20 protein-coding genes are annotated in these 21,797 nt (G+C 32.5%); 3 read left to right on the forward strand and 17 right to left on the reverse strand.

Features of this window, described 5'->3' with window-relative positions; genetic code table 11:
• Positions 1-585 precede the first annotated feature (585 nt).
• The 11 genes from argJ to glmU all read right to left on the reverse strand — a co-directional run bounded on the left by argJ (position 586) and on the right by glmU (position 13,297).
• Positions 586-1,776 (reverse strand): bifunctional glutamate N-acetyltransferase/amino-acid acetyltransferase ArgJ, encoded by a 1,191-nt coding sequence (gene argJ / locus B6S12_RS08335; RefSeq protein WP_111230340.1) that lies wholly within the window; start codon positions 1,774-1,776, stop codon positions 586-588.
• Positions 1,769-2,896 carry a potassium channel family protein gene (locus B6S12_RS08340; RefSeq protein ID WP_111230341.1) on the reverse strand — a complete coding sequence of 376 codons (1,128 nt, stop codon included), beginning with the start codon at positions 2,894-2,896 and terminating at the stop codon, positions 1,769-1,771. Before B6S12_RS08340 ends, argJ begins: the two co-directional genes overlap by 8 nt.
• Before the next feature lie 23 nt (positions 2,897-2,919).
• A complete protein-coding gene (gene rpmB / locus B6S12_RS08345) occupies positions 2,920-3,108 on the reverse strand; it encodes a 50S ribosomal protein L28 (RefSeq protein ID WP_111230342.1) in 189 nt (62 codons plus the stop codon).
• Between the two features lie 100 nt (positions 3,109-3,208).
• Positions 3,209-4,525, reverse strand: coding sequence for an NCS2 family permease (locus B6S12_RS08350; RefSeq protein WP_111230343.1), 1,317 nt, complete (start codon positions 4,523-4,525; stop codon positions 3,209-3,211).
• Positions 4,526-6,122: 1,597 nt separating this feature from the next.
• The gene (locus B6S12_RS08355; RefSeq protein ID WP_111230344.1) at positions 6,123-6,614 is read right to left on the reverse strand and encodes a chemotaxis protein CheW; all 492 of its coding nucleotides are present in this window, start codon (positions 6,612-6,614) and stop codon (positions 6,123-6,125) included.
• Positions 6,614-9,025, reverse strand: a complete 2,412-nt coding sequence (locus B6S12_RS08360; RefSeq protein WP_111230345.1) for a hybrid sensor histidine kinase/response regulator — start codon at positions 9,023-9,025, stop codon at positions 6,614-6,616. The genes B6S12_RS08355 and B6S12_RS08360 overlap by 1 nt, the downstream gene beginning before the upstream one ends.
• 26 nt (positions 9,026-9,051) lie before the next feature.
• A complete protein-coding gene (locus B6S12_RS08365; protein ID WP_181451016.1) occupies positions 9,052-10,014 on the reverse strand; it encodes a chemotaxis protein CheV in 963 nt (320 codons plus the stop codon).
• Positions 10,010-10,756, reverse strand: a complete 747-nt coding sequence (locus B6S12_RS08370; RefSeq protein WP_111230347.1) for a UDP-2,3-diacylglucosamine diphosphatase — start codon at positions 10,754-10,756, stop codon at positions 10,010-10,012. Before B6S12_RS08370 ends, B6S12_RS08365 begins: the two co-directional genes overlap by 5 nt.
• Entirely contained in the window at positions 10,746-11,771 is a 1,026-nt protein-coding gene (argC, locus tag B6S12_RS08375; RefSeq protein WP_245892625.1) for an N-acetyl-gamma-glutamyl-phosphate reductase, read from the reverse strand. Before argC ends, B6S12_RS08370 begins: the two co-directional genes overlap by 11 nt.
• Positions 11,772-11,783: 12 nt before the next feature.
• Positions 11,784-11,984: a sulfur carrier protein ThiS gene (gene thiS, locus B6S12_RS08380; RefSeq protein ID WP_111230348.1), complete on the reverse strand. Its 201-nt coding sequence runs from the start codon at positions 11,982-11,984 to the stop codon at positions 11,784-11,786.
• Between the two features lie 2 nt (positions 11,985-11,986).
• A complete protein-coding gene (glmU, locus tag B6S12_RS08385) occupies positions 11,987-13,297 on the reverse strand; it encodes a bifunctional UDP-N-acetylglucosamine diphosphorylase/glucosamine-1-phosphate N-acetyltransferase GlmU (protein WP_111230349.1) in 1,311 nt (436 codons plus the stop codon).
• A 150-nt stretch (positions 13,298-13,447) separates the two neighbouring features.
• Here glmU and B6S12_RS08390 point away from each other — a divergent pair, with 150 nt between their 5' ends.
• Positions 13,448-14,212: a motility protein A gene (locus B6S12_RS08390; RefSeq protein WP_111230350.1), complete on the forward strand. Its 765-nt coding sequence runs from the start codon at positions 13,448-13,450 to the stop codon at positions 14,210-14,212.
• A gap of 8 nt (positions 14,213-14,220) precedes the next feature.
• Positions 14,221-15,000 (forward strand): OmpA family protein, encoded by a 780-nt coding sequence (locus tag B6S12_RS08395; protein ID WP_111230351.1) that lies wholly within the window; start codon positions 14,221-14,223, stop codon positions 14,998-15,000.
• A gap of 39 nt (positions 15,001-15,039) precedes the next feature.
• On the opposite strand, the gene B6S12_RS08400 is transcribed toward B6S12_RS08395, so the two are convergent.
• Both B6S12_RS08400 and selD read right to left on the reverse strand, forming a co-directional pair.
• Entirely contained in the window at positions 15,040-15,261 is a 222-nt protein-coding gene (locus B6S12_RS08400; protein WP_111230352.1) for a hypothetical protein, read from the reverse strand.
• Positions 15,262-15,778: 517 nt separating this feature from the next.
• Positions 15,779-16,825, reverse strand: coding sequence for a selenide, water dikinase SelD (gene selD, locus B6S12_RS08405; protein ID WP_111230353.1), 1,047 nt, complete (start codon positions 16,823-16,825; stop codon positions 15,779-15,781).
• Between the two features lie 99 nt (positions 16,826-16,924).
• Between selD and B6S12_RS08410 the strand changes: the two genes are divergently transcribed.
• Positions 16,925-17,710 carry a sulfite exporter TauE/SafE family protein gene (locus B6S12_RS08410; protein WP_245892627.1) on the forward strand — a complete coding sequence of 262 codons (786 nt, stop codon included), beginning with the start codon at positions 16,925-16,927 and terminating at the stop codon, positions 17,708-17,710.
• On the opposite strand, the gene B6S12_RS08415 is transcribed toward B6S12_RS08410, so the two are convergent.
• From B6S12_RS08415 to B6S12_RS08430, 4 genes are all read right to left on the reverse strand, one after another.
• Positions 17,707-19,416: a cation:proton antiporter gene (locus tag B6S12_RS08415; protein ID WP_281267889.1), complete on the reverse strand. Its 1,710-nt coding sequence runs from the start codon at positions 19,414-19,416 to the stop codon at positions 17,707-17,709. The genes B6S12_RS08410 and B6S12_RS08415 overlap by 4 nt on opposite strands.
• A gap of 133 nt (positions 19,417-19,549) precedes the next feature.
• Complete coding sequence (locus B6S12_RS08420; RefSeq protein ID WP_111230354.1) at positions 19,550-20,515, reverse strand: catalase; 966 nt, start codon at positions 20,513-20,515, stop codon at positions 19,550-19,552.
• A gap of 101 nt (positions 20,516-20,616) precedes the next feature.
• Complete coding sequence (locus B6S12_RS08425; RefSeq protein ID WP_111230355.1) at positions 20,617-21,045, reverse strand: GNAT family N-acetyltransferase; 429 nt, start codon at positions 21,043-21,045, stop codon at positions 20,617-20,619.
• A gap of 3 nt (positions 21,046-21,048) precedes the next feature.
• Positions 21,049-21,717 carry a putative metalloprotease CJM1_0395 family protein gene (locus tag B6S12_RS08430; RefSeq protein ID WP_111230356.1) on the reverse strand — a complete coding sequence of 223 codons (669 nt, stop codon included), beginning with the start codon at positions 21,715-21,717 and terminating at the stop codon, positions 21,049-21,051.
• Positions 21,718-21,797: the final 80 nt, after the last annotated feature.

The raw sequence follows: 21,797 nt of genomic DNA on the forward strand, positions 1-21,797 counted from the left end.
AAATTTCAATAAGATTCTAGTTAATACCTGCTTAACTTAGACTTAAAGCATTTTAAAAAATTCTTCTAAAGGCAAAGAACAAAGCTCTCCGCAAGCGTAGCGTAGTGGGACGGGGGCTTCAGGTGGGTGCAGGGAGTGGAACTCCCGCTCGCGTAATGAGGAATTCACAACCCCAGCGAAGTTAAAATAAGCAGGTTAGAATCTTTTTTTTGCCTTTTATTTAAACTCTTTTGTTTTTTATCACTATTTATAAATGATAGGTTTATTGATTGTGCTTTGTGGGTATCTTTTAGACTACTATGTTTTTATGGTAAAAGAGTAAAGAGGTGGAATGAAAGCTTAAAAGCTTAGAATATAAAAATAATCTGGAAAGTAATAAATGGTTTATTGTTGGTTTAAAGGAAATATTTGCTTTATTTATGACAATGATGGCAGGGGTGTTAAAATTTAAGTTTGTAAATTGCTTTATTGTAATAGAAAAATAAATAAAAGTATTAATTTGCTCTATGGAGTTTATAAAACTTAAGAAGTTTGCATAACAAATAAGCAAAAGTCATTCTATGTTAGAATAACAGTGCTTAGAGATTAGGTTCTATAATCGGCATTAATTTTTACATATTCATAGCCTAAATCACAGCCATAAGCAATAAAGCTTTCTTTTCCTATTCCTATATCGCAAGTGATTTTAAAGGAATCTTGCTGTAAAACCTTAGCAGCATTTTCTTCAATTTCCTTTGTAAATAGAATTTCTCCTTTTTGATAGACGCATATATCATCAAAGAAAATGCTTAGTTTGTCTGCATCGCAAGCAATATTGCTTGCACCTATGGTAGAGGCAATTCTGCCCCAGTTAGGATCACATCCAAAAAGTGCGGTTTTAACCAATAAGGATTGGCTAAGAGCTTTAGCACAAGTTTGTGCTTCATCTTTAGATTTTGCATTGATTACTTCAAAGGCTACAAGTTTGTTGGAGCCCTCACCATCTCTCACAATATCAGTAGCGAGTTTTAGCATAATCTCTTTTAAGGCAAATAAAAAGGCTTCTTTATGGTAATTTCCACTTTTTTGATTACTAAGGAGTAAGATTGTGTCATTTGTGGAAGTATCGCCATCTACAGAGATTGCATTAAAAGTTGTTTTGGAGGCTTCTAATAAAAGAGCTTTCATATCAGATTTTGGGATTGCTGCATCTGTTGTGATAAAGCAAAGCATAGTGGCTAAACTAGGATTAATCATGCCTGCACCTTTGCAAATCGCACCTATTTTGAAGCTTTTATCATCAAAGCGGACTTCATAAGCAATGGTTTTTTCAAACCTATCTGTTGTCATAATTGCTTGGGCAGCATTTTGGTTATTTTTAGCATTAAGGTTGAATTTGGAAAAAGCTTGGATAATCTTCTCTTTAGGTAAAGGGGAACCAATTACACCTGTAGAAGCCATAATAGGATTTAAGATTTTAGTTTTAAGGGAGGGCTCTAGTGCATTTAAGGTTGTTTTTACATCTTCAATACCTTGATTGCCTGTAAGTGCATTTGCATTTTTAGAATTTATCAAAACAAAATTAGTTTGAAAATTTTCTGGATATTGCAAATAATGCAAAATGGGGGCTGCTCTAAATTTATTTTGTGTAAAAATTGCTTCAACTTGTAAAGGAGTATCTGAATAAATAAAGGCAATATCAGGTGCATTATCCTTTTTTAAACCTGCACTTACTCCATCGCAAAAAAATCCATCTGCAGCACATATTCCATCATAAATTGGAAAAATTCTAAACATATTTTAACTCCTCGGGTTTGTCTTTTTTACCTATAAGGTGTTTGATGGCTCTAACTCCATGGGAAGTTCCTATTACTAAGAGTTTGCATTCGCTTGTAACAAGTGTATCTTCATTGGGCATGGAAATAAATTTGCCATCTTTTTGTGTGATACCCACAACAGATGTTTGTGTAATTTCTCTAAAATGTGCTTCTTTTAACTTTTTTAACACAAGCCAAGAGTAGCGTGGCACAAGAATTTCTTCTAAATCTAAAGGAGTATCCTTTTGGTATGCAAAGCGTTCTAGTAGATTTTCCATATCTGGACGCGTTGCCATCGCATTTACTCTTTGGGCAAAGAGGCGAGAAGGAGAAACCACAGAATCTGCACCTAGTTTTTTAAGTTTTTCTTCATCTTCATTATTTTGAGCACTCCCTATGATATAGTATGGCTTTCTTCCAAGCTCTTTTTCATAAAGTCTAATTGTAGCAATTTGCGCGATATTATCAGCAGTATTATTAGAGAGAGTTATAACGCCTTTTGCACTTGATAAATGGCACTTTAGCATTGCGAGTTCTGTGTGAGGATCTTCGTTGATAAAATAGGGGTAGTGGTATTTATTGGCAATATCTTCTAAGGAAGGATTTGTATCTACTACCACAAAAGGAATATGTGCTTTTCTAAATTGTTCTGCAAGCTGAATGGTATATTCATTGTGGTAGCAAATGATGAAATGGTTTTTTAGTCTTGCAATCTTATAAATCATATTGCGTTCCTTGATAACTGAAATAAGCTTACCTCTATTTAAAGTATCAATAATGCTAATAACACAAAAGCTCAAAACTGCAGAGCCTGCTAGCATTACAATAGAGGTATAAATAATATCTAGTGCGTCAAATTCACTTTCTTTTAGAGCACCAAAACCAGTTGTGGTAAAAGTATAAGAGCCTTGAAAGAAAGCTTCAATAAGCGTGTAATCTGTAACTACAAGATAACCAAGAGTGCTTAAAAAAAGTCCGAAAAAAAGTAAAATAAAAGGAGCCCTAAAAGGCTTTAACTGCTCATAGAGTAAGCCAGATATATCTACATCAGGCTTTTGGGAAGATTCCCAGTGGATAAAATTTTTAAATTTTTCAAGCACTACTTAATCCAAAAAAGAGAGGATTAAGAGTGTTTCTTCATTGTGCGTAGAGTAGAAGCAGCAATTCTGATTTTTCTGCTTGTTCCATCTTCAAGCTTTACTCTTAGAGTTCTAAGGTTTGGTAGAGATCTTTTCTTTGTTTTGTTGTTTGCATGACTTACATTGTTTCCAACCATTGGACCTTTGCCACTTAAAATACATCTTCTTGCCATTGTTAATCCTTAAGATTTTCATAAAATAAACTTGCAATTATACTCTAAAATTATAATAGCAAGTTTAAAATTACATTTTTTATCATTTCTTTTATTATTTTTAGATAAATTGCAAAAAGAATACTAATAGCGAAATAGAGCTTAAAACAATGATGCCTAAGTTAATTTTATGAAATTCTTTTTGCAAAAGACACATTAATAAATATGCTATAAAACCAAATGCAAAGCCGGTTGTAATAGAGTAGGTAAGTGGCATCATAAGAATAATAAAAAATGCACTCACAGCTATGGATTTGTCTTTAAAATTAATGCTGGCAACTTCAGCAAACATTAAAATTCCCACAAGAACCAAAATAGGATAAATAGAATTAGAAGGGATTGCCTCAAAGAGTGGAAGCAAGAAGAGAGTTAGAACAAAACAAAGTGCAGTAACTAAGGAGCTTAGTCCAGTTTTACCTCCTGCTTCAACTCCAGCAGAGCTTTCAACAAAAGCTGTAACTGTAGATGTTCCAACAACTGCTCCAAGGGCAGAACTTAGAGCATCAGCACTTAGAGTTCTTCCCATTTTCTTTTCCCCATCTTTTGGATTGTCAAAAATTTTTCCTCTAGCCCCAACCCCAGTGATTGTTCCTACACTATCAAAAAGCTGTGTAACAAAAAAGGTTAAGACAATGGGTATCATACTAAGTTCTAATGCACCTAAAATATCTAGTTTTCCAAAAATAGCACTCAAGCCATCTTCTCCATAAATTACGGGTAATGAGATAATCTCGCGTGGAAAACTTGCCCCATCAATTTTAAAAGTCCAAGCACATATTGCACTAATAAAAACCGCTAAAATAAAAGCAGCTTTAATCCTCCAAGCCCAAAATGTAAGTGCTAAAAATAAACCAAAAAGGCTAAAAAGGACTTGATGGGAGGAGAAATCTCCTAAAGCTACCAAAGTAGTATCATTTTTTGCAATGATACCCATTTTGATAAGTCCCATAAAGGCTATAAAGGTTCCAATGCCTGCTGAAATTGCCTTTCTTAAATCAAGAGGAATATTTTTAATAACCCAGACTCTAAAATTTGTAAAAGAAAGTAGGGTAAAAAGTAAGCCAGATAGAAACACTGCTCCTAGTGCAGTTTGCCATGGTATCTGATAGGTTCCACATACGCTAAAGGTAAAATAGGCATTTAAGCCCATACCCACGCTCATAGCTACAGGTGTATTAGAGAAAAGTGCACTAAAAGTAGTGGCTATAATGGTAATGAGTGCTGTAGCTACAATAAGGGCTGTAAGGGGCATACCTGAATTGCTCATAATATTTGCATTTAGAGGAATGATGTAAATCATCGCAAGAAAGGTGGTAATGCCTGCATAAATTTCTGTTTTAAGGGTTGTATGATTTTCTTTGAGTTTAAAAAAGTTCATAATATTCCTTGGGAATTCTAAGGGATTGAAAAGCAAAAATCATAGCATTATTTTGCTTATCTTTAGTATAGAAAAATTTTAAGCCTTTTAGATATTTAGCGTTTAAAAAGGTAACAAAATGAAAAATTTCATAAAGGGTAGAGAGTGTTTATATGGAGTATTTTTATTTAAGAATACTCAATCAATAGATAAAAATTTATAAAATATGCAATAAATTTGCCCTCTAAAGTAAGTCTTAGGCTGTAAGCAAAAAGCTAAATATTTAATAATTAAAGCTGTATAACTATCTATGTGTAGGGGCTTTTTCTGTATTTTAAAATTTTAAGAGCAAAGTAGAATTTAAAGAAGAAAATATTGTGAAAATTCAAATAGGCTTTAAAACTAAAAGGTTTAAAAATGCTAAATTAAGGATACTAAATGAGGTTAATCTAAAAATAACTAAGATAGCTAGAAACTTCCAAATATCTTTAAATTTTTAGTGATACAGCATAGCCTATTTGTGCAAAAGCAACAAGAGTTATATAAAATGGTGTAAAAATTTCAAAAGAGGGTTTTTGTTTTTATTGATTAAGTATCCCATTTATAAACACCTTTTATAAACTTAATTAGATATTCTTCAAGAAATATTCATAAAGAAATGAAGATGTTTATAATTTAAGTCATAAGATGATTAAAACATTTGTGAATAGAAAGCAAAATCTTAGAAGCCAAAGTAAAAAATGACTTGGATTTAAAAAGTAGTGCATCTATCGTGAGTTATATCTGAGTTGTATTTTAGAAGGTGGAGAAAATGGTTAAATTTGATGGAATAATGGAGTTTGTTATAAGTGAAGAATGGAGTGTTATGTATTGTTGATGTGTGTGAGGGGTATTTTAAAAAGTAGATGTAACTATCTTAAGATATTTTTAACAAAAATCCTATAAATGCAATATTAAACGCATATAAAAAGTGCCATTTATAATTTCTACCAAGTGCAAAAAATCCCAAAATGCCTGTTTTATCCTTAATTGGTGTTTAAAAGCCTTGTAAAGCTTGATTAAATACAATATTAGAGCCTAATATTTCTTATCCTAAAATAATAAAAACTCTTGAGATAGTTACATTTTGACTTAAAATAGTCTTATAAATTGTTTTGAATAGCTATTTTTAAATACCTATAAATCTTATTTTAACCACCTTTTATTCTAAAAATATATGTAATTATCTTATAGCTTTAAGGTTTGGAGGATAGTTATATAGAATTCTTAAAAATAAAGAAAGTTATTTGTGGAAAATAACCCGATTAAAGAAGAAAAGTTAGAAAGTGAGTGTTAAAGCAGATAGCATATCATTTTATTTTCTACTAATGATTTGGCTAGATAGTCTTTGTGGTATGAAAGCTTTAATGGGTGGAAAATAAAATTTGATGGATTTTGTAAAAGTTGTGTGGATTTTATATTATGGATGTAGCAAAGTTTTGTAAGTTTGTAGAATAAGGGGAGGGTTTAAATAAGGTCTAGAAGTTTGAGTAATGATAAGAAAAAGAATTCTGATAGGTTAATTTGTGCTTGAAAAATGCAAAAAGATTGGGGGATTAAAAGAAGAGCTAAAGAGAGCCTAAAAAGTTCTCTTTAAAAGTTCTTCAGGTCTTAAGATGGTAATTAGTCTATCATCTCTTTTGCCTACACCATAAATAAGATTTTCATCTTGGCTTATGGTTTCTGGAGTAGGATCAATGTCAGACTCTTTTATCCTTACTGCTTCTGTAAGCCTATCAATTACGAAACCTGCCCTTTCTTCTTGATTTCTGATTACAATATAGCGTGTATCTTCTGTGATTTTTTCATAAGGCAAACCAAACTTTAAGCGTAGATTGATAAGTGGAACAACCCAGCCCCTCATATTAAATACACCTAATACATAATTTGGAACTCCTGGAACTCTTGTGTATTCAAGAGGTTTAATAATTTCTTGAATGCTTAAGATTGGCACAGCAAATTCTTCAGAACCAACTACAAATGCAACTAACTGAATAATATTTTCAGTTTCTGCCGCAGGCTTTTTTTGCTCTTGTTGTTTTTGTAGAACATCTTTTAATTGATTGCTCATTATTCTGTAACCTCCATTGTTAGATTAATATTGCGTTTAACAACATTCATTAAATATTCCGGAGAATAAGGTTTGGTGATATATTCTGTCATACCAGATTCTACACCACGCATTCTATCAGTTTTGCTTGTTCGGCTTGTAACAGCAATTAAAGGAAGATTTTTGAATTTAGCATATTTTCTAATTTCACCTGCTAAAGTATAACCATCCATTTTTGGCATTTCAATATCAATTAAGATTGCATCAAAGGTGCGATCGCCATTTTTTACGATATCAAGTGCTTCAAGTCCATTTGTAGCCTCTGTTAGAGTAATGCCTAAAGGCTTGAGTGATTTTTTCATAATGGAACGATCTGTCATAGAGTCATCTACAATAAGCACATGGTAGTCGCTTGGAGAGTTCTTTTCATGTTTTGCTTCACTTTCTTGGATAAGTTTATTGATGCTTACCTTTACATGTTTTGCCATTTGCATCATTGCAGCAATATCAACAATAAGTGTTACTCTACCATCTCCTCTAATAGTTGCACCTGCGATTCCTTCTGTGCCTTTTAGATAAGAGCCTAGAGATTTGATAACAACTTCTTCTTGTCCGATTAGGAAATCTACAATAATACCTATTTTGTTTTCTGCAAGTCCAATTACAACTACATAGGCTTGTTCAGAGTTATCAAATACAGAATCAACCCCAAAAATATCTGCAAGCCTTACTAGAGGTAGAACTTCATTTCTTAATCTCAATACACTTTTGTTTTCAACTGTGTAGATTTCATCTTGAGAAATCCTTACAGTTTCAATAACAGAAGCTAATGGAATTGCATAGAATTCTTCTTGAACTCCTACGAGTAGAGATTGAATAATTGCTAAAGTTAGAGGGATTTTTAATTTTAGCGTAGTTCCCTCACCAAAACTACTTTCTACATCAATAATACCATTTAGTTTTTCAATGTTTGTCTTAACAACATCCATACCTACACCACGCCCACTAACATTGGTTACCACTTTTGCAGTGGAGAAGCCTGCTTTAAAAATAAGCGAGTAAGCCTCTTTGTCTGTCATGGTATCAGCTTCTCTTTCACTAATGATGCCTTTTTCCACTGCTTTAGCTTTAAGAACTTCAGGATTCATACCTTTACCATCATCAGTAATCTCTACTACGATATGGTTTCCTTCATTATAAGCTTTTAACTCTACAGTTCCTTGTTCCTTTTTGCCTGCTGCTATTCTTTCTTCTTTGGATTCAATTCCATGATCGCAAGCATTTCTGATAAGATGCACCAAAGGATCGCCTATTTCTTCTACAATAGATTTATCAAGCTCTGTTTCCTCTCCGCTAATAACTAAGTCAATATTTTTTCCTAGTTCTCTTGAGAGATCTCTTACCATACGCGGAAACTTATTAAACACTCTACCAATAGGCAACATTCTTGTTTTCATTACGGCGAGTTGGATATCTGTGGTTACCATAGATACAGAAGCAACCACTTGGTTTAATTCTTCTAAAAACTTTTCTCCCTCATAACGCTCTTCTACATCGTTATAGATTTTAATTAATCTATTTTTTCCAAGCACTAGCTCACCAATAAGGTTCATAAGACTGTCTAATCTTTTAACATCTACCCTAATGGTTTGCTCTACTGCTGTTGCAGGGGCTTTATTTTCTTCTTGCGGTTTGCTAGCACTTGATTTGGGAGCAGGTTTTGGAGTGGCAGGTTGCTCTTGTGTTTTGGGGGTAGCAGGAGATGGGGTAGCTTGTGTAGCTTTTGCTTCTTCTTGCACTTCTTTTGGGGCTTGAATGTCTAGTTCCTCTCCTCTTGCGCGCTTTTCTTCTCTTTTTTTCTTATCTTCTTCTTGGCGTTGGTTAAGTAATCTTTCAATTTCTTTTTCTACTTCTTCAGCTGACATATTTGCATAATCGAGCTCTTCTTCAGGTTCTTGAGGGGCTTCCTCTTTAGCTTGAGTAGTGGTTGTGGCAACTTGCTCTTGAGGTATTTCTTTAGCCTCACTAGGAGCTTCGCCTTTTGAAATAGCATCTAACCTAGAAATCGTTCCTTCAATTTCTCCTTCTAATCCTGTATTTGCATCACTTCCAGTATCACGGATTGCACTTAGGAGCTTTTTCATATAATCAATAGACTCTAAAACAACATCCATAATATCAGGTGTAATTGTGAGTTCGCCATGTCTTGCTTTATTTAACACATCTTCCATGTGGTGTGTAAGATGTGTTAAAACAGAAAAATTTAGAAACGAGCCAGAACCTTTAATGGTATGAGCTACCCTAAAAATTCTATTGAGTAGGTCTAAATCATCAGGATGGTTTTCTAACTCTACTAAATCCTGATCAAGCTGTTCAATCATTTCAAAGGCTTCTATTAAAAAGTCTTCTAATATTTCTTGCATTTCATCCATGTTTTACCCTTTCGTCTTGAGATTAATTAAGCTTCTTTTGCAAGCTCTTCTTCATATTTTGTAACAACTCTTGAAATTTCATCGTGAAATTTATTGCCATCAAATTTAACCAAGTAGGATTCACCCCCAGCAACTTTGCCTTTATCTTGGCTAAATTTATCGCTAATAGAAGAGTTAAATACAATAGGTATTTTTGAAAATCTAGAATCCTCTTTGGCTTTAGCGGCAAAGTGGAAACCATCCATTTGAGGCATTTCAATGTCTGAAACAATAATTTTCAATTGTTTATGTAATAAATCCCCATAGTTTTCATAAAGTTTTTCAAGTTTGTGCAAACCTGCTTCTCCATCATTTGCTTCGGCTACATCAAAGCCCATCTTTTCTAAAAACTCTTTAACAATTTTTCTGGCAATAGAGCTATCATCTACTACAAGAGCAAGTCCCGAGAACTTATTATAGCTGTGATCAGCGCCAATATCAGGTTGATAAAAGCCGAGTTCTTGAACAATGCTTTCAAGATCTAAAATAAGCAAAACTTGATCATTTTCAATTCTAGTTACCCCAGTGATTTTACTTTTATCAAGACTTCCACTACTAGCACTAGAACTAAAATGGGCAGGTTCAATATCTTTCCAACTAATGCGTCTAATCCTTTTGGCTTCATGCACAATAAAGCCAATCATTACATTATTAAATTCAGTAATGACTACACGGGGATTAATTTTTTTGTTTTGGGGTATTTCTACATTCATCCATTTAGCTAGATTGATAACTGGTATTACTACCCCTCTTAAATCAAAGATACCTTCAATGTATTCAGGAACTCCTGGTAATTCTGTGAGTTCGGGCAATCTTATGATTTCATTTACTTTGGCAACATTGATGCCATAAATCCCCTCATAAAACTTTCCTTTTTCCATTTTGTAAATACGAAAATCTACTAGTTCCATTTCATTGCTAGCAACTTTAAGGCTATTAGTTTGTTCAATATTTGTCACTTTTAAACTCCTTTTGTATGAAGGATAAACAACTATTTTGAAATTCTACTACAAAATAGTTTTTTTTACAAGTAAAAGGAGGCAAGTTTAGATATAAAATATTGTCCATATTCTCCATTTTACCGTGATGATAATGTCCTTCAACTATGATAGAACGGGGTGGCATTTGGTATTTAGCTAAATAATGTTTAATTCTTTTTTTTGCTAAAAAAATAAAATCTTTTTGGTTATAGCCATTATTTTTTTTCTTTAAATGGCTAATGATTTTTGGATAGAGAATACAAGAAAAAAAATTAAGGAAAGAAATTACAAACCTAGAGCGGATGAAGAATGTATAAAACCGATAACCATAAGAGATGGCTATATCCCCATGAGATAGGTATATATTTTGATTATTTAAGGAAAAAATTACAGGTTGTGAAGTATAGGAAAAATATTGGATATTTTTAAAGTAGCTAGAATTTTTTAGTAAAAAATCGTGATTGCCTTCAAAATAATAAATTTCATGGATATGTGAAAGTTTTTCTAAAAGTTCTAAAGTGGTTTTGTTTTCCCTAAAACTGTTGGAAACACCACCTACTAAGAAATCAAAAATATCTCCCATTAAAAAAATTTGTCTTTTAGATAGTGTTGCTAGATATAAGAAGAATTTATCTAAATTATTATTATATATGCTATGGTGATGAGAATCAGCGATAAAAATCGCATTTTCTTGAATGGTTTTAGGGGGCATAGGCGATTTTAGGTAACCCTAAGTGTTCTTCTAATTGGAACATTAAATTTGCATTAGCTAGAGCTTGGGAGCTGGCTCCACGCAAAAGATTATCAATACTAGAAGAGATAAATAAATTTGTGCCATCACTTTTAGCAAAAATATCACAAAAATGCGTTCCTGCTACATTTTTGATTTGAACGCATTGGTTTTTAATGCGTATAAATGGCTCATTTTTATAGGCTTCTTTGAGAACTTGTAAGGGTTCTATTTCTTCTTTGAGGGTGCAGTAAATAGAAACAAGCATTCCGCGAGTTAGAGGTAATAAATGTGGAACAAACATAATTTTGTGTGCAATATTAGAAATTTTTAGAATCTGTTCTTTGATTTCGGGAGCATGACGGTGTTGTATGGGGGAGTAAGCAAAAATATTTTCGTTAATGGTAACAAAATGAGAGTTTTGGCTAAGCTTTTTTCCAGCACCGCTCACACCACTTTTAGCATCAATGAAAATGGTTTGATTTTGGCAAATATAGGGGATAAAGGGAAGTAGTCCAAGCAAAGTTGCAGTGGGATAACAACCTGGATTGGCTATGAGATTTGTTTTTTGGATTAAAGAACGATTGTATTCGGGTAATCCATAAACGGCATTTTTAATATTATCTTTATCTAAATGTTTGCAGTAGTGGTCTTCATAAGTGTTTGCCTCTAAACGATAATCGGCAGATAAATCTACGATTTTAATACCTTTTTCATAAAAAACACTCACATATTCCATAGCACTTTGGTGGGGTAGGGCTAAAAATACTAATTCGCAATTTGAAGCAATTTTTTGTATATTGGCTTCTTCAACCTCTAGTTTAAAAACATTTTTTAAGCAGGGATGTAAAAGTGAAATATCTTCACTTGCTTCTGTTGCATAAACTCCACTAAGTTCAAAATAAGGATGGTTAATAAGTAATTTTAGAAGTTCTAATCCTGTATAACCACCTACGCCTACAATAGCAGTTTTAATTTTTTTTTGCATAGTTTCCATTTTGCTCCTTTATCAACCGCCACCCAAAAAGGTAAGGCATTCAATCACATCATTTTCTTGAATGATATAATTATCCCATTGTTCTTTTTTGATACTTTCTAAGTTGATTGCAACTACAATGCTTTTTGTTTCTATTTTGTATTGCTCTAAAAGCTCTAAAAGAGTGGTTTTAGGTGCAATATTGATAGTTTCTCCATTTAGTTTAATTTCCATCATTATTCCTTATTTTTGTTAAAAAATTTATAGAAAAATCCATTTACTCTTTTTTCTTGAGCTCTAGTGAGATAGAGTTCTCCTTTTTTAACATCTTTTGTAATAGTGCTACCTGCACCAATGATGCAATCATCTTCCAAAGTAATAGGTGCAATAGCTTGCGAGTCGCTTCCTATGAAGACATTTTTACCAATTTTTGTTTTGTATTTTGCTTTCCCATCATAATTGCAAGTGATAAAACCAGCACCAATATTTGTGCCTTCATCTATGCTACAATCACCAAGATAACTTAGGTGTCCAGCTTTTACACTATTGAGTTTGGATTTTTTAACCTCTACAAAATTTCCTATATGAGTATTATAAAGCTCACTGTTTGGGCGTAAATGTGCCATAGGTCCTACATCACTATTTTTTACTATGCTTTCTTCAATGACACTGTGAGCTTTAATGTGAGAATTGATAATTTTGCTTTTTCCAATGAGACTTACGCCATTTTCTAAGATACATTCTCCCTCTAAGCAAACTTGCTCTTCAATATAGATAGTTTTTGGAAGTCGCATAATAACGCCTTGTTTTTGCCAAGACTGTCTAATGCGATCTTGCATAATCTCTTCTGTATTGGCTAAATCTATTTTATCATTAACACCTTTAAAATTTTCCATCTCTACAAATAAGGGTAACACGCATCCTCCATCCATTTTTGCAAGGGAAATAATATCGGTAAGATAATATTCTTTTTGTGCATTATTGTTTTGGAGTTTTGGGATATATTTTTGTAAAATTTCACTTTTAAAGCAGTAAATACCAGCATTAAGTGTGCTTAGAGATAAAATTTCTTTAGAAGCATCTTTTTCTTCTACAATTTTTTCTACTTCTCCATTTTGTAAAACAACTCTACCATAACCATTTGTATGGGGTTTATCAATCACACTCATGACAATTTCGGCATCTTTATGTAAAAAGCCCTCTAGTTGGGAACTTTGAATAAGTGGCATATCTCCATTAAGCACTAAAACTTTGGAATATTTAGGTTGATAGTTTTTTAAAGCCCCTCCTGTGCCTGGGTAGTTTTTAATATCTTGGTGTAAAAATTTTAAGGGTTTATCAAAGAGGTTTTGAATACGAGATTGTATTAAATCAGCTTCAAATCCTAAAACAATACTTACATCATCGCTTAGACACAAAGCCTCTTTTATGGAATAGTATAGCATTTCTCTTCCGCAAATCTTGTGGAGAACTTTTGGGGTTTGGGATTTCATTCTTGTCCCAGCTCCTGCTGCTAAAATTACAATAGATAAATCAGTATTGCTCATTTTTGCTTGCCTTTTTTGTTTTTAAAATTAATTATAAATAATTCTTTAAACTTTTTATAAATTTTAATTGTATTTTAACACAATAAAGTTTAGAATTAGCAAACTTATAAGAATCTTTTTGCTTTGTAAGAGCGTTTTTGGAGTAGAATTATGGATATAGCAACAGTCATAGGAATGTCCCTCTCTTTTATTCTTTTGGGTGTAGCGATGATGATGGGCGTTGGGATTGGGCCTTATTTTGATATTCCTTCTATTTTGATTACAGTGGGTGGTTCTATTACAAGTTTGTTGATCGGTTATAAAATGGAGAGTATGAAAAAGGCTTTTACATTTTTTATGATTGCATTCAAGCCACAAACATTTGATGTTCCAGCTCTCATCAAAAAATTAGTAGATTACTCCACGCAAGCAAGGCGTGATGGTATTTTATCTTTGGAGCAGCAATCCAATCAAGAAGATAATGAATTCTTAAGGCGTGGATTAAATATGGCAATAGATGGTGCAGAGCCTGATAGTATTAGGGATTTATTGGAAACAGATATGGATAGAACCCTAGATAGACATAAGGCAAACGCAGGTATTTTTGATACTTGGGCAGCTTATGCGGGTGCTTATGGTATGCTTGGAACTTTGATTGGTTTGGTTGCTATGTTGCTTAATATGTCCGATCCTGCTTCTATTGGTCCTGCTATGGCAGTTGCACTTTTGACAACTTTTTATGGTTCTTTTATTGGGAATGTTGTGGGATCTCCTATTGCTAATATTTTAATGGTTAGGGCAAATGATGAGGCTTTGGTAAAACTTCTTATTATTGAGGGGATTATGTCTATTCAAGCAGGGGATAATCCTAGGGCATTGGAAGCTAAATTACTTACTTTCTTGCCTCCAAACCAACGCGTTAGTCAATTTGAGTAGGTAAAGAAATGGCAAAACGATGTCCTCCTTGCGATTGTCCTAATGTTTTGCCTTTATGGCTTGGGACTTATGGAGATATGGTTACCTTAATTCTCACTTTTTTTATTTTACTCTTATCTATGGTTACTTTTGATGCCAAAAAGCTTACAGAAGCAGAAGGAAGCTTGAGAGGGAGTATGAGTTTATTGAGTGGTGGAATTAAGGTTGAGCCTGATAATACAAGAATACAGCAGCAAGCGGATATGACAACAGAGCCTGAAACTGCACCCGAGGTTAAAAAGATCCAAAGTGATATTTTAGATTTTAGAGAAAATGTTAAGGTTTCATTAGGTCCTTCTAGCATTAATGATGAAGGAACAGAGGGTTTTATATTGCGTTTTAGTGGTAAATTACTCTTTAAAGAGGGTGAGGTGGCTTTAGAAAATAGTGATGATTTATTATTTTTAAAGAGAATGGGACAGATTTTGGAAAAAATGCCTCCAAGCTTGCATGTAGATATTATAGGCTATACAGATTCGCAAGAAGCTAAGAATAATAATAAAGATAGTTTGAATTTGAGTGCTTTTAGAGCATTAGAAGTTAGTAGAGTTTTAATGCAAGAGGGCGTAGAGCCTAAAAAAATTACAACTCTTGGTGCAGGAGATAATAATTTTGTTTTACCAAACACCACAGAAGATAATCGTGCAAAAAATAGACGCGTTGAGTTTAGATTTTATCCAGACGATAAACATCTACATAAGACACAAAATATTTTAGAAAAAACAATTCAAGAGCAAGAAATAAAATAAATTTATAAAGATAAATGCTAAATTAGCATTTATCTTGGATTAAAAATCTAAGAATTTATCAAGTGCTTTATCTATTAGTTTGTCAGTTTTGTCTAGCACTTTATCTGTGGTTTTATCAATGGCTTTATCCGCCATCTTGTTAGCTTTTTCTTCTACTTTTTTATCTCTTTGCTGGATATTTTCTTCTTTGTCTTTGCTAATTTGAGCAAAAGCACTTCCTGTAAGCATTAAAGATAGTATAAAAGCAATACAAATTTTCATAAAAACTCCTTGAAGTTAAAGTGTGAAATTGTATCCTTATATATATATATAAGCTTAAGATTAATAAATAAAAATTAAAAAATATAAAAATGAAGTGATGAATGGGATTTGTTATAAAATGGATTAGTAGATAAGCGTTTAGATAAGAGTTGTTAAAAATGATTTTTTAAAGTTATTTGGAGAAATTTTATTTTACAAAGTGTTTAGAAGAAGGAAATGGGAGGTGGGAGATATCGGGATAAATTTAAGTATATTGGTAATTACTCTTAAAAGAGTTGATGAAGTTTTTTGGGAGGTAATTTTAGTCAAATATTAACCTATGATAATTTGTGTGGTGATATTTGAGTTTTGCTTTCATTAAAGTTTTTAGCATTATATTTAGGGGTTTAAAAAATGCGATATTTAGGTTTAGGTATTGTATAGAAAAAGAGGCAATAAAAGAAATTATTTGCTACAAATAGAGTTTAATAGAGCAACAGCTCTTCATATTATTAGGCAGAGCTTGTAGTTTAAAAAACTACAATATTAGCAGAGGGTGGGTTGCAGAGGGAATTACTTCAGCAATAATACTTGCTTCTTCTATTCCATTTTCATGTAATTCTCTTAAAAAATTATAAGAATTAGCTTCAGGGACTGCAAATGCGAGTCCTCCAGAAGTTTGTGCATCAAAAAGTAAAATTTCTAAATCTAAAAATTTAGAATCTTTTGCAAGATTAAAATTAGTAAATTTTTCTAAAGATTTTTGATTAGCATAGCTACCTCCAGGGATGATGCCATCTTTTGCAAAAGCTAATGCGGAGTGTATAAGGGGAACTTTGCTAGAGTAGATTTTTAAAGAAATGTTTGGGTTTATCATTTCATATAGATGTCCTAAAAGTCCAAAACCAGTAATATCTGTGCAAGCATGTATGTCGTAGTTTTTAGCAATAAGAGAGGCTTTTTGGTTAAGTGTTGCCATAATTTTTGAAATTTTATCTATTTCATTTTGCTGTAAAAGATTTGCTTTAAGTGCTGTAGTTAAGATTCCCAAGCCTATAGGTTTGGTTAGGATAATTACATCCCCAATTTGTGCTGTATTGTTTTTCCAAAATTTTTTTGGATGCACAATTCCACTTACGCTTAAGCCGTATTTTTGTTCTTTATCGCTAATTGTGTGTCCGCCTAATAGCACTCCGCCTGCTTCTTTGATTTTGGAGAGACCTCCAGCTAGTATTTCTTCTAGTATTTCTTTTGGGATATTACAACTATCCCACATTAATAAGTTAAGTGCACATTTTACTTCTCCGCCCATTGCATAGACATCACTTAGAGAATTTGCTGCTGCAATTTGCCCATAAATATAGGGATCATCTACAACGGGTGTGATAAAATCTGCTGTTTGCACAAGAGCTAGTTCTTCGCTTAGTTGGTAAATACCAGCATCTTCATTGCCTTTAAAATCAACTAAAAGATTTACATCTTGTAAATTTGTAAGTTTGCAAGCAATTTGTGATAGATCTTCCAGACCTGCTTTGCCCGCTCAACCTGCTACATTAACAAAACTTGTAATTTTTAATAAATCCATAATCTTCGCTTCTTAAGAATTTTTGTATGTATTTTATCAGTTTATTTTATACTTTATGATAAATTGTCATATAAAATAAAAAAAATTTAGGAAAAAAATATGGAATTTTTAAGCTCTATTATGGAAATGAACATAGAAATAATACTTGGACTTTTGCTTGTGGGACTGCTAACTGGTATTTTAGCAGGGTTTTTTGGGATTGGAGGGGGTGCAATTATTGTTCCTATGATGATTGCCTTTGGAAATGATATTAAAGTGGCTATTGGAATTTCTATTATGCAAATGATTTTTTCTTCTGTATATGGCTCTTATGTGAATTATAAAAAGAAAAATCTTAATTTTTATGAGGGTGTATATGTTGGAATAGGAGGATTGATAGGAGCTTCTTTTAGTGGAATTATTATTGATAGAGTGCCTTCAAATATCTTAGAAGGTGTTTTTACGCTTTTTATTTTGTATAGCCTGATAAAATTTTTCAAAGCAAAGGCAGAAGGCGGAAACTCTAAAGTTAAAGAGGGTGTGAGCTCTAAGATGTTTTTAATAGGTTGTGGAATGGTGGTTGGAATTTTTGCAATTACCTTAGGAATTGGAGGCGGAATGCTCTTAGCTCCGTTGCTTGCGTATTATTTGGGGTATAGTTCAAAAAAAATTATACCTCTCTCACTTTTTTTTGTAACCTTTTCATCAATTTCTGGTTTTACTTCTTTGGCAATGCAAGGATATGTGGATTACAAACAAGGTTTGATTGTAGGTTTAACCTCTCTTATAGGCGTTAGAATTGGGATTTATTTATTGGGGATAGTGGAGGCCAAAAAGCATAAATATGCACTTTTGATAATGTATATTGTGGTTTTATCTATTATGCTAGACAAAATCCTTTTTTAAGGATTTGTCTCATCTTTTTTATTGCAATCTTTTTCCTCTTCTTCTTTAAAGGCATCTTGGGCGAGTTCTCCTAAGAGTTTGGCAATTTCTCTTCCGCCATTTACAACACCATAAAGCCCCATAGCATTTAACTCTTTTTCTATTGTGTCATCTTCTGTTTGGACAATGATTTTTGTATGGTGAGAGAGAGAGAGAATGTGTTGGGTAGCTTTTAAAATTGCACTGCTAGATTCTACACAAAATAAAACTGCGGCAAATTTTTCTACTTCCACTTCCCTAAAAATCATTTTGTCTGTAATATTTCCATATACCATGGTTTGTCCATTTTTTAGTCCTTTTTCAATCCTCTCGTAATTTGAATCAATAACCACGCTAGAAATATCACAATCTTTTAGATATTGAATAGTTTTTTGTCCTAAAAGTCCATATCCACATACTAGAATTCTTTTTTGGTTAGAATCTTCATTTTTTTGCATATTGGCAATAGTGGCAGAAGTTTTTAAAGGGACTTTTAGGAATTTTAATAAATATTCTGAATATTTATCAATTTTATCCAAAATAAAAGGTGTGGCAATCATGGAGAAAATCACCATAATTGTTAAAAATTGATAAATTTCTTCAGGGGTAATAGAGGCAAAAAGGTTGCGTCCAAAGATGTATTCTAAAATACCTCCATTAAGTTGTAAATTTAAGATGGCTTGTTGTGAAGCTAAAAGGAAAATGGCAAAAGAAAATTCTCCAATTTGTGAAAGGGAGAGAGCGATTTTCATACCCACCCTTGCATTTCTAAAAATACTTAAAAAAGCAAACATAATTAAAGTTTTAGATAGGATAGTGAGAAAAACAAATAAAATAATAATCACAAAATATTTAGCCAAGAAGAGCAAATCTACTTGCATACCAATAGTGATGAAAAAAACTCCTAAAAGTAAATCTCTAAAATAAACTAAAACCGATGCTACTTGATAGCGATAAGGAGTATTTGAGATAATCATACCCGATAAAAAAGCCCCTAAGGTGAGTGAGAAGCCAAAATATTTACTTAGATATGCAGAACCAAGAACAATGATAAACACGGTGGCAACAAAAATTTCATCTGTTTTCATTTTGGCAGAGGATTTAAGAGCAAGTTTTGCTAAAAATCTTCCTGGTAATAAAAGTAATAATAAAACAATAATTGCAGAAATCCCAGTTGTTAATAGCAATTCCCCTGTTCCTAAGTCTTTATTGCTAAGAAGTTTTATCATAAGAAGAATAGGTATCACAGCAATATCTTGAAAAATTAAAATGCCAATAGAGGCTGATCCATAGGGGGTTTTGGTTTGGTTATTTTCGTTGAGATGTTTTAGCACAATTGCGGTAGATGAAAGGCTGATTGCGCTTGCAACAATAATAGAGGTATCAAAATTAAAACCAAAAATAAAAAAACAAATAGAGAAAAAAGCAGCTATGGAGAGCAGAATTTGAAGCCCACCAAATAGAAGAACTTCCTGCTTCATAGAAGTAATTTTTTTAAAGCTAAAATCAAGTCCTATCATAAACATCAAAAATACAATACCAAGTTCGGCAGTTTCATTTAAATCAGCAGAATGTTCTAATCTAAAACCAAAAATATAAGTGGTTAAAATTCCTGTTAAAATATAACCAATAATAGTTGGTATTTTAAGCTTATTTAAGATAATGCCAGATACAACAGCCATAGCCATTACACAAACAATTACTAATAAATTATCAATGATACACCTCGTTTTTGGTTTTTATAATTACATATTTAATTATAATAAAAAATTATTAAAAAATAACATATTTTAAATAATTTTCAGGCTAATAACCTAAAAATTATTGTCTTTTGCCAAAAGTAATAGCATAAGTTGGTGTCCTAAGTTCAAAGATGGGATCTTTAGGAACTCCTACGCCTTTTGGTAATTCAGAAGGGAAATAGACATCTTGGTTGCATTCCTCTCCTTCGTATTTTGAAACTTGTAGGGTTCCCATAAAAAGATTTTTATGTTCTCCTTGCCATAGTGCAGTTGTATCATCAAGTATATCGCCTTTGTTAGCAAATTCAAGATACATTTTGTATTCTATAGGTTTATCTTTGGTGTAAGTAATAAAATTTTCCTTTAGAAAGTCTTTGGAAACTGATTTTAATTCTTGTGTATTTAAATAGGTTATGCCATCTTTTGGGATAAATTTCCATCTTGCAGGAATGAGATTTCTAGAATAGTCTTCAAACCAAAAAGTATGAATACTGTAAAAAGGTGTGTGTTCTAGGCTTGAGATACCAATTCTTTCTAAATAGGTATTGAAATTTTTATAAGAGTCTCTTTGGCTCAACTCTTTGATTTTTTGAGCATTCATAAAATTTGGAATTTTCATTTCAAAAAATTGTCCAAACTCTTGAGGGTTTTTGGCAAAATTAATTTCAGTATTTAGCATAACCATAGTCCAATTATCATTTTTTCCCAAAAAGTTAAGAGCCATACCTCTTTGTTTGCTTCTATCATCTTTGATGGCTCCACCTAGGGAATAACGCACTTGAGTGAGTATTTTTCCCTCTCTAAAAAGAGGTAGATTGAGACTGGATTGATTGAAGTCTTCACTGGGGGTAAAAGTGCCACTGGCACAAAAACCCTTTACATGATTTACTCTTGATTTTGGGTTTTTGGAATCGCCATTTAGTTTATAGAAAATATCGGCAATTCTTTGTGCATCATAAGTTTCTAAATCTTGTGCATTAGCTAGAGAACCTAAAAGACAAAGGCTTATATAAAAACCTAAATTTTTTGTAAAAACTTTAAGCATTTGAAATATCCTTATGTATTTTTTAAAGATATTATACTACTTTTTTATAAAACTTAATCATAAAAAAGAAAAAAATAAAATAGTTTTTTAAAGAGGGGAAATTATAAATTTTTTACAAAAACAAAACTAACTTTAGAAAATCCCATTTTTTCTGTATAGAACTTATGTGCTCTTTCTCTTTTGAAGCTAGAGCTAAGTTCAATTTGTTGATAGCCTTCATTTTTTGCTAATTTGAAGATTTGCAAAAGACAGGCTTCTCCTATTCCTTGTCCTCTTAGGTTTTCATCTACAACAAAATCACAAATATATAGACAATTTTCTCTATATAAAACATTAAAAGGCATTGTTCCACAGAGTGCTACAAATTTACCATTTTGCATAAAACCAAAAAGTTTATAATTTTGTTCTTTTTGCATAAGTGAAAATTTGTTGCTAAAGTCATCAAAGTTTAGAGTAGGGCGTAATTGTTGCATAAGGGGAAAGATGGTTTTTAATTCATTGTGTGTGATTTCTTGTAAGGTGATTTGCATTTTTTATCCTGCAATTTTAAAAGTTTCTGTTTTGTCTTGGTTTGTATAGCTTTTAATTGCATAATCTCTTTTATTGTTTTCTTGAATGTTTTGCCAATTATCTTTTTGCTGCTTTTCTTGGGTTTTTTCTTTGGGTTTTGTTTCTTCTTCTTTTTCTTTTGTATTTTCTTTTGCAAGTTCAGCTCTTGCTTGTATTTCCATTTGGGCTGCACTTGCTGCTACTTTATAGTCTTGTGGGCTAGGATCACTTGGTGCCATAGCAGCTGCGATGACTTGTCTAGCATTTTGGATAGTTTGTTCAGGAGTATCTCCTTTTTCTAAAGCTATAGGGACCTCTCCAGCTGTGGCATACATCTTGCCATCAGGTCCTTTTGTGTAGGTATAGCTAGCACCACCTCGTGTTACCCCAGCACCTGCAGCTACATGTGCTGCTTCGTGTGCTTTTACATTTCTATCTACTTGCTCTAGTTTTCTTACATATTGCACTTCGCTAGGTTCTAGTTCTTTTCCATTTAGGGTTGTGGTGTTTTCTTTTTCTTTGTCGTTTTCTTTGTTATCTTGTGTTTGTGTGGTGGATTCTTCTTTGGAGGTTTCTTGAATATTTTGAGTATTGGAGGTTTTGTTTTGATAAAAATCTTGCAAATTTAAAAAAGACTGATTAGAAACTTGCATTTTAAAACCTCCTAATTTTTATTAATTATAGCATAAATTCTATAGTTTTATTTAAAAATAGAGTTAATGGGTTTATAACA

Source organism: Helicobacter valdiviensis (assembly GCF_003245365.1).
Lineage (GTDB): Bacteria > Campylobacterota > Campylobacteria > Campylobacterales > Helicobacteraceae > Helicobacter_D > Helicobacter_D valdiviensis.

Coding starts and splice junctions, on each gene's coding strand:
- argJ (WP_111230340.1), bottom strand. CDS start 1,776: ATGTTTAGAATTTTTCCAATTTATGATGGAATATGTGCTGCAGATGGA.
- rpmB (WP_111230342.1), bottom strand. CDS start 3,108: ATGGCAAGAAGATGTATTTTAAGTGGCAAAGGTCCAATGGTTGGAAAC.
- B6S12_RS08350 (WP_111230343.1), bottom strand. CDS start 4,525: ATGAACTTTTTTAAACTCAAAGAAAATCATACAACCCTTAAAACAGAA.
- B6S12_RS08355 (WP_111230344.1), bottom strand. CDS start 6,614: ATGAGCAATCAATTAAAAGATGTTCTACAAAAACAACAAGAGCAAAAA.
- B6S12_RS08360 (WP_111230345.1), bottom strand. CDS start 9,025: ATGGATGAAATGCAAGAAATATTAGAAGACTTTTTAATAGAAGCCTTT.
- B6S12_RS08370 (WP_111230347.1), bottom strand. CDS start 10,756: ATGCCCCCTAAAACCATTCAAGAAAATGCGATTTTTATCGCTGATTCT.
- argC (WP_245892625.1), bottom strand. CDS start 11,771: ATGGAAACTATGCAAAAAAAAATTAAAACTGCTATTGTAGGCGTAGGT.
- thiS (WP_111230348.1), bottom strand. CDS start 11,984: ATGGAAATTAAACTAAATGGAGAAACTATCAATATTGCACCTAAAACC.
- glmU (WP_111230349.1), bottom strand. CDS start 13,297: ATGAGCAATACTGATTTATCTATTGTAATTTTAGCAGCAGGAGCTGGG.
- B6S12_RS08390 (WP_111230350.1), top strand. CDS start 13,448: ATGGATATAGCAACAGTCATAGGAATGTCCCTCTCTTTTATTCTTTTG.
- B6S12_RS08395 (WP_111230351.1), top strand. CDS start 14,221: ATGGCAAAACGATGTCCTCCTTGCGATTGTCCTAATGTTTTGCCTTTA.
- B6S12_RS08400 (WP_111230352.1), bottom strand. CDS start 15,261: ATGAAAATTTGTATTGCTTTTATACTATCTTTAATGCTTACAGGAAGT.
- B6S12_RS08410 (WP_245892627.1), top strand. CDS start 16,925: ATGGAATTTTTAAGCTCTATTATGGAAATGAACATAGAAATAATACTT.
- B6S12_RS08415 (WP_281267889.1), bottom strand. CDS start 19,416: ATGGCTATGGCTGTTGTATCTGGCATTATCTTAAATAAGCTTAAAATA.
- B6S12_RS08420 (WP_111230354.1), bottom strand. CDS start 20,515: ATGCTTAAAGTTTTTACAAAAAATTTAGGTTTTTATATAAGCCTTTGT.
- B6S12_RS08425 (WP_111230355.1), bottom strand. CDS start 21,045: ATGCAAATCACCTTACAAGAAATCACACACAATGAATTAAAAACCATC.
- B6S12_RS08430 (WP_111230356.1), bottom strand. CDS start 21,717: ATGCAAGTTTCTAATCAGTCTTTTTTAAATTTGCAAGATTTTTATCAA.